Here is a 7,715-nt window from a genome sequence, read left to right on the forward strand (position 1 = left end):
CCAATCGACCTGCATCGTTCGAACGGGCGGGCAGGTTTGACCGGTCGGCAGGTCGTCGAGTCGTACGGCCGACACCTGGGCGTATAAGCGTCCCGTTAAGCTTCGTCGATCTTCGGGGTTCCGCAATTGGGGAGGGGAATGCCCGTGCTTCGGCGTGCGCTCAGTGGGTTCGTCGCGTTGGCAGCCGTGCTCGCGATGTCGTCGTTCGTCGGTTCACCGCCCGCGACCGCGGTCGCGCTGCCGACCGGGTTCCAGGAGCAGGTGGTCTTCAGTGGCCTCAGCTCCCCGGTCGATCTGGAGTTCGCTCCGGACGGGCGCATCTTCGTCGCCGAGAAGGGCGGCCGGATCAAGGTCTTCGACGATCTCGCCGACACCAGTGCGACGGTGTTCGCCGATCTGTCGGCCAACGTGCACAACCAGTGGGACCGCGGCCTGCTCGGCATGGCGCTGGCGCCCGGTTTCCCCGCCGACCCGTACGTCTACGTGCTCTACACCTACGACGCGCCGCCCGGGCAGACCGCCCCGGTCTGGAACGACGTCTGCGCCAACGCGAACGACGGGCGCTGCATCGTCACCGGCCAGCTCTCCCGTCTGCGGGCCGCCGGCAACACGATGACCGGCACCGAGCAGGTGCTGCTGCGCGACTGGTGCCAGCAGTTCCCGAGCCACTCCATCGGTGACATCGCGTTCGGCGCCGACGGGATGCTCTACGTCGCCGCCGGTGACGGCGCGAGCTTCAGCGCGGTCGACTACGGCCAGTTCCCCTCCGGCGCGCCGACCAACCCGTGCTCCGACCCGGCCAACGAGGGCGGGGCGCTGCGGTCGCAGGACATCCGGACCGCGAGCGACGAGACCCAGCTGGACGGCACGCTGCTGCGGCTGGACCCGGCCACCGGTGCGGCCGCGGCCGGCAACCCGAACATCGGCGCCGCCGACCCGGACACCCGCCGGATCGTCGCGAACGGTCTGCGCAACCCGTACCGGATCACCATGCGGCCGGGCACCAACGAGACCTGGATCTCCGACACCGGGTGGACCACCTGGGAGGAGGTCAACCGGGTCGTCGACCCGACCGCCGGCGTGACCAACTTCGGCTGGCCGTGCTGGGAGGGCAACGCCCGGCAGCCCGGGTACGACAGCGCCAACCTGCCGATCTGCGAGACGCTCTACACCGCGCCGGCGGGCACGCACACCCAGCCGTTCGTCGCCTGGAACCACGCGAACAAGCTCGTCGCGGGCGAGGCCTGCCCGACCGGTAGCTCGTCGTCGACCGGCGTGGCGTTCTACCCGACGGCCGGCGGCCCCTACCCGGCCGCGTACCACGGCGCGATCTTCTTCGCCGACTACTCGCGGCGGTGCATCTGGGCGTCGCTGCCGTCCACGCCGGGCGGCCTGCCCGACGCGGCCAACCTGCAGACTTTCATCTCCGACGCCGCCAGCCCGGTCGACCTCGAGGTCGGCCCCGGTGGCGAGCTCTACTACGCCGACCTGGGCGGCACGATCCGCCGGGTGCGCTACTTCCCGGGCAACCAGCCGCCGAGCGCGGTCATCGACGCGTCGCCGACGCAGGGCCCGGCGCCGCTGACCGTGACGTTCAACGGCACCGGCTCCACCGATCCCGACCCGGCCGACGAGGGCCGCCTGCGGTACGCCTGGGACTTCACCGGCGACGGCGTGACCGACTCCACCTCGCCGACAGCGACGTTCACCTACAACACGGCGGGCTCGTACACCGCGCGGCTGACGGTGACCGACACGCTGAACGCGACACACACCGCCACGATCGCCGTCACGCCCGGCAACGAGGCGCCGACGGCGGTGATCGACACGCCGGTCGTCGGCACGACGTGGAAGGTCGGCGACGTGCTCGCCTTCACCGGGCACGCCACCGACCCGCAGCAGGGCAGTCTCCCCGCGTCCAGGCTCGACTGGGACCTGGTCATGCACCACTGCTCCGCGCCGGACAACTGCCACGCCCACGCGATCCGCAGCTGGACCGGTGTGGCGTCCGGCTCGTTCGAGGCGCCGGACCACGAGTACCCGTCCTATCTGGAGCTCCGGCTCGTGGCCACCGACCAGGAGGGCCTGACACACGCCGTGACGCGACGGCTCGACCCGAAGACGGTCGACCTGACCTTCAACACGGTGCCGTCCGGGCTCCAGCTCACGGTCGGACCGGCGTCGGGAACGACGCCGTTCACCCGTACCGTGATCCAGGGATCGACCAACTCGGTGTCGGCGCCGTCCCCGCAGGGCTCCTCCACCTTCGCGTCGTGGTCCGACGGTGGGTCGCAGACCCACGTCGTCACCGCGCCCACCGCGGCGACGACCTACACCGCGACCTACTCGGCCGCACCGGCGCCGCAGCGGATCGGCTACACCCAGATCGGCGCCTCGCTGGACGCCGGCGACATGAACCACATGAACGGCTCGCGGTTCGTCACCGGCTCCGAACCGGCGACGGTCACGTCCATGTCGGTGTACCTGAAGGACGTGCGGCCCGCGCCGAACAACCAGTACCAACTCGCCGTCTACACCGACTCGAACGGCTCGCCCGGCACCCGGGTGGCCAACAGCGCGTCGGGCACGCTGGCGGCGAACTCGTGGAACACCGTCCCGGTGACCGCGACGCTGGCCGCGAACACGCCGTACTGGCTGATGTACAACACCAACGGCGACAACAACCTGAGTTACGACGCGGGGACCGCCAACCAGGGCGCGTGGAGCGGATCCACGGCGTTCGGCACCTGGCCGGCGACGTTCGGGACGGCCGACCGGTGGAATGCGAAGTTCTCCATCTACGCCACCACCGGCGCTGACACCGCCCCGCCGACGGTAGCCTCCACGAACCCGGCCGGCGGTGCCACCGGGGTGGCGCTGACCGCGCCGATCACCGTGCGGTTCAACGAGGCCATGACGGCGAGCACGATCACGGCGGCGAACCTGGAGCTGCGCGGGCCGGGCGGCACGCTGGTCAACCGGACCGTCAGCTATGACGCGGCCGGACAGACGGCGACGATCACGCCGTCCGCGGCGCTGGCCGCCTCCACCCAGTACACGGTGACCGTCCGGACGGGCGTGACCGACGCGGCGGGCAACGCGCTCGCGGCCAACCACCAGTTCTCGTTCACCACGTCCGACCCGAGCGCACCGCGGTTCGGGTTCGACCAGGTGGGCGGCTCGCTGGACTCCGGCGACATGAACTTCATGAACGGCTCGCGGTTCGTCAACGGTGGCACCGCGCTGACGGTCAGCCAGATCTCCGTGTACCTCAAGGCGGTGCAGGCCTCGCCGGCCAACCAGTACCAACTGGCGATCTACACCGACGCGAGCGGCGTACCCGGCACGCTGGTGGCGTCGAGCACGTCCGGCGCGGTGACGGCCAACTCCTGGAACAGCCGGCCGGTCACCGCGACGCTGGCGCCGAACACGGCGTACTGGCTCATGTACAACACCAACGGTGACAACAACCTGAGCTACGACACCGGCAGCGCCAATCAGGGCGCCTGGAGCACAGCGCGCACGTTCGGCACCTGGCCGTCCTCGTTCGGCGCGGCCACCCGCTGGAACGCCAAGTTCTCGATCTACGCCTCGTAGGAGTAGGGAGTGCCGGAAAGCCCTCGACGGGTGTCTGTCGCTACTTAGTGTCACGTCAAGTGCATTACACAGCGACAGCACCACGAAGGGCACCACATGCGCACTCGCGGCATTCTCACGACGGCCGTCACGGCCTCGGCGATGGCGATCGTTCTCGGCGCCGTCCCCGCCTTCGCCGAGGTCAAGTTCGACCCCGCCACCGGGAAGGGGTTCATCGGCAAGGGCGACGTCCAGAGTGCCCTGGGCTGGAACAACGCCGCCCTGCAGAAGGCCGTCAACGACAAGAGCCTGGTGTTCACCTTCTCCCAGGCGATGACCCAGCAGCAGTCGCAGGAGGCCACCCAGCCCGGCTCCCAGACCGGGTCGCAGACGGGCACGCAGGTGGGGAGCCAGACCGCGACCCAGGTCGCAACCCAGAGCCTGACGCAGGCATTGACCTGCGATTTCACCAACGGCAACGGGACCAAGACCTTCCACCGCGAAGGGGTACGCGACGCGGAGCGCACCGGCACCCGAAGCGGCTCGCGCACCGGCACCCGGGAGGGCAGCCGGGACTCGTCGTTCACCGGCTCGTACACGTTCGGTAAGTACACCTTCGGCGACTACACGTTCGCGCCCGAGAGCAGCGTCGAGTGGGGCCCGTGGGACGCCGATCAGGGCGAGAACCCGAGCGACTGCCTGCGCAGCGCGAACGCTGACAAGATCACGCAGATCAGCAACGTCATCACGCCCGGTGAAATCACCGAGGGCGCCGTCACCGAGGGTGCTGTCATCGATGGCGCGATCACGCCCGGCGACACCACCGAGAGTGAGATCACCGAGGGTGAGATCATCTATGGCGATGTCACGGCCGGGGAGATGACCTTCACCGGGCCGGCGAAGCTGTTCGTCAACGGCAAGGCGCTCTGAGCGTCCGCCTTCCGGTCCTTTCGGTAGCGTGCATCCCTTCACGAGGGAGTGCACTTTGCCGACGGATGACGAGCTCGCCGACGCGCTGATCGCGGCGCGTGCGGGTGACGAGGGGGGATTCGCCGTTCTCTGGCGGACGCTGCACCCCGCGGTCCTGCGTTATCTGCGGGTGGTCGCCGGTGACGCCGCCGAGGACGCCGCGTCCGAGACCTGGCTGCAGGTCGCTCGCGACCTCGACCAGTTCACCGGCAGCCCGGCCGCGTTCCGCGGATGGCTGTTCCGCATCGCCCGCAACCGCGGCATCGACGAGTTGCGCCGAGCCGGCCGGCGCCGCGAGGACCTGGCCGGGTCGGCCGCCGTCGACCTGGCCGGCTCCGTCGCCGCCGGCCGCGCCGGCCTCGTCGGTCCGGCCGCCGCCGGCCTCGTCGGCCCGGACGCCGCCGCTGAAGCGATCGAGGGCGCCGAGACCGAATGGGCGCTGAGCCGGGTCGCCCTGCTGCCCGCTGATCAGGCCGAGGCCGTGATGCTGCGGGTGGTCGCCGGCCTCGACGTCGCCACCACCGCACAGGTGCTGGGGAAACGGCGTGGCGCGGTGCGGGTCGCGACCATGCGCGGCCTGCGCCGGCTGGCCACCGATCCACAGGTCCGTGTCCGGGCGGCGGAGCGCTCGCGCCTCGAGTCCACCGAGAGGGTGTGAAGCATGATTCGCTCATGGTGGGCCGAACGGCGCGGGCGTGACCAGATCCCGACCGCCGGTCTGGAGCATCTGCTCGACGCCATCCAGGCTCCCGCGACCGCCCAGGAGCTACGTGGTGAACAGGCGTTCGCCGCGGCGCTCGCCGCCGAGCGCCGCCGTGCCGCGGCGTTCGCCCAACGGCGCCACCGGAAGAGGACCGTCGTCGCGGGTGCCGTCGCCGCTGTCGCGATCCTGGCCGCCAGCGGCACCGGGGTGGCGGCGCGGACGGGCAACCTTCCGCCCGACGTCCAGCAGGGAGCACATCAGTTGTTCTCAGGACTCGGCGTGCCGGCACCCCGGAGTTCGACCTCCAGGCCCGTGACACCACCGCCGACGGCGGCTCCGACGCTGTCACCGACGCCCACGCCATCGCGTGCCGAGTGGTGCTCGGCGTGGCGTACCGCGAACGAGGGCGGAAAGCCCATGAACGGCCGGGAGCGGCGTGATCTGGTCGCGGCCGCCGGCGGGGCGGCCGAGGTCGCGAAATACTGCGGGCCGGTCTCACCCAGCGCCACGGCGAAGCCCACCAGGCCCGGGAAGTCGGCCAAGCCGGAGAAATCGAAGAAGGCGCCGCCGGGCCAGGGTAAGTAGGTGTAACACAGTGGAGCGTCGGAGCGCTCTGTCCCGTATGAAGCGATCCCTGGCTCTGTTCGCGTCGCTCGCGGGACCGGAACATGTCGTGGAAGCGGCGAACCCTGCCTTTCCTGCCATCTCCGACGAGATGCGGGCTTCGCTTGACGAGGTCTATCGCACGGGCGTGGCCCGCACCGACGGTGACGTCCGGTGCGGGCTTCCGGGGTTGTTCGACCTCACCTACGAGCCGCGCCGGGCTGCGGACGGCACCGTGATCGGGATCTGGGTGACCGGCGTGGAGACCGCACGGCTCTGCCGGCTGGGCGGCAGCGCCGGCTGCACCGAGCCGGCCGAGGTCAAGGTCGCCGACTCGTGGGGCGACTCGGCGTGGGGCTGTCCCGCTCACGTCGAGGACGCCATCCTCAACGTGCGGACGGTGTTCATCGCCAGCGAGGAGCTGGGCGGCCTGGCTGCCTACCTCAACCGCTGAGATCGTGAGCAACCCGGGCGGATGAAAACCGGTGATCAGGGCAAAAATCCGATCAAAACCATCATTACCGTACGGGAGTGACTACCAACAGAGATCGTGGCCGCCGGCGCCGCGCCGGGTGGGCCGTCGCCGTGGCGCTGATCGGGCTGCTCGCATTCACCGCCGTCGCCACCGCGCGCGTCGATCCGCAACCCGCGCTCGTCCTGATGTCGGACACCGCCCGCTCCCGCACCGTCGTACCCGGCGAGGACGGGCTCATCGCCCTCCGCCCGGACGGAAGGGTGTTCGCCGCCGTGAGCCGCGCGACGGTGCGGCAGTGGAACGCGGCAACCGGGCGCTGGGCCGGGCCGACGCTCCCGGCCGGTGAGTCCGGGCCGATCCACTCGATCAACTACAGCTCGGACGGCAAGCTGCTCGCTGTCGCCGGCGACGGTGCGGTGACGCTGTGGGATCCCGCCACCGGAGAGCCGGCCATGCCGCCGCTGACCGGTCATGTCGGGGCCGTGCGCTCGGTGGCGTTCAGCTCCACCGGCGGGCTGATGGCCAGCGCCGGTGACGACGGCACGGTCCGGCTGTGGGATTCCGCCACCGGGGATCTGGTACGCGTCATGACCGGTCACACCGGCGCGGTCCGTTCCGTCGTGTTCAGTCAGGACGGCGAACGTCTCGCGGCCGCCGGTGCCGACAAGGACAACACCGTACGGCTGTGGCGCACCAGCACCGGCCGGCCGATCGGCGAGGCGCTGACCGTGGAACCGGGCCCGGTGTACGCCTTGAGCTTCAGCCCCGACGGCAAGCTCCTGGCCACCTCGGGCGGCGGCAACGTCGTGCGGCTGTGGAACGCCGCCACCGGAGAACCCTCGGGCGAACCGCTCACCACCAGCTCCGGTCCCGTGTTGGCCCTGACGTTCAACGCCGGCCGCAAGCTCCTGGCCACCTCCTCCGGCGGCGACAACACCGTGCAGCTGTGGAACACGACGACCCGCCAGCCGGCCGCCGCGCCGCTCAGCGGCCACACCGGGCCGGTGCGTGCCATGCGGTTCACCCTGGGCGGCAAGCTTCTGGCCACCGGCAGTGACGACGGCACCGTACGGGTCTGGGACGCGGGAACCGGCAGCCCCGTGGGTGCGCCGCTGACCGGCCACGAGGGCGCGGTCTGGTCGTTGCGTTTCACCCCGAGCGGCAAACGCCTGATCACCGCCGGCGCGGACGAGAAGGTCCGGCTCTGGCGCACACCCGAACTTCCCTGACCGCCGCCAGCGACGCGGGCCCGGCTGAAGGTTTCAGCCGGGCCCGTCGTCGTTTCGGTCATCGAGGGTCGTTGTTGAACTTGGCGGTGGACCAGAGGTAGCCGAGGACGGCGAGGCCGAGGGACCAGGCGATGGTGAGCCAGCCGTTGTGGCCGATGCC

The 7,715-nt window shown here is 70.7% G+C and carries 6 protein-coding genes; all 6 read left to right on the forward strand.

The annotated features are described in order from the left end of the window. Positions 1–138: 138 nt before the first annotated feature. The 6 genes from AB0M02_RS31265 (at position 139) to AB0M02_RS31290 (ending at position 7,555) form a co-directional block, all read left to right on the forward strand. Positions 139–3,597, forward strand: coding sequence for an Ig-like domain-containing protein (locus AB0M02_RS31265; protein WP_364233270.1), 3,459 nt, complete (start codon positions 139–141; stop codon positions 3,595–3,597). Positions 3,598–3,693: 96 nt separating this feature from the next. Beyond that, positions 3,694–4,506: a hypothetical protein gene (locus AB0M02_RS31270; RefSeq protein WP_364233272.1), complete on the forward strand. Its 813-nt coding sequence runs from the start codon at positions 3,694–3,696 to the stop codon at positions 4,504–4,506. Between the two features lie 55 nt (positions 4,507–4,561). Next, positions 4,562–5,203 carry an RNA polymerase sigma factor gene (locus tag AB0M02_RS31275; RefSeq protein WP_364233275.1) on the forward strand — a complete coding sequence of 214 codons (642 nt, stop codon included), beginning with the start codon at positions 4,562–4,564 and terminating at the stop codon, positions 5,201–5,203. A gap of 3 nt (positions 5,204–5,206) precedes the next feature. Then, positions 5,207–5,833 (forward strand): hypothetical protein, encoded by a 627-nt coding sequence (locus tag AB0M02_RS31280; RefSeq protein WP_364233277.1) that lies wholly within the window; start codon positions 5,207–5,209, stop codon positions 5,831–5,833. A 130-nt stretch (positions 5,834–5,963) separates the two neighbouring features. Continuing rightward, positions 5,964–6,305 (forward strand): hypothetical protein, encoded by a 342-nt coding sequence (locus AB0M02_RS31285; RefSeq protein WP_364233280.1) that lies wholly within the window; start codon positions 5,964–5,966, stop codon positions 6,303–6,305. A 77-nt stretch (positions 6,306–6,382) separates the two neighbouring features. Next, positions 6,383–7,555, forward strand: a complete 1,173-nt coding sequence (locus tag AB0M02_RS31290; RefSeq protein ID WP_364233283.1) for a WD40 repeat domain-containing protein — start codon at positions 6,383–6,385, stop codon at positions 7,553–7,555. The last annotated feature ends 160 nt before the right edge of the window (positions 7,556–7,715 follow it).

It is taken from the genome of Actinoplanes sp. NPDC051861 (assembly GCF_040681145.1).
Classification (GTDB): domain Bacteria; phylum Actinomycetota; class Actinomycetes; order Mycobacteriales; family Micromonosporaceae; genus Actinoplanes.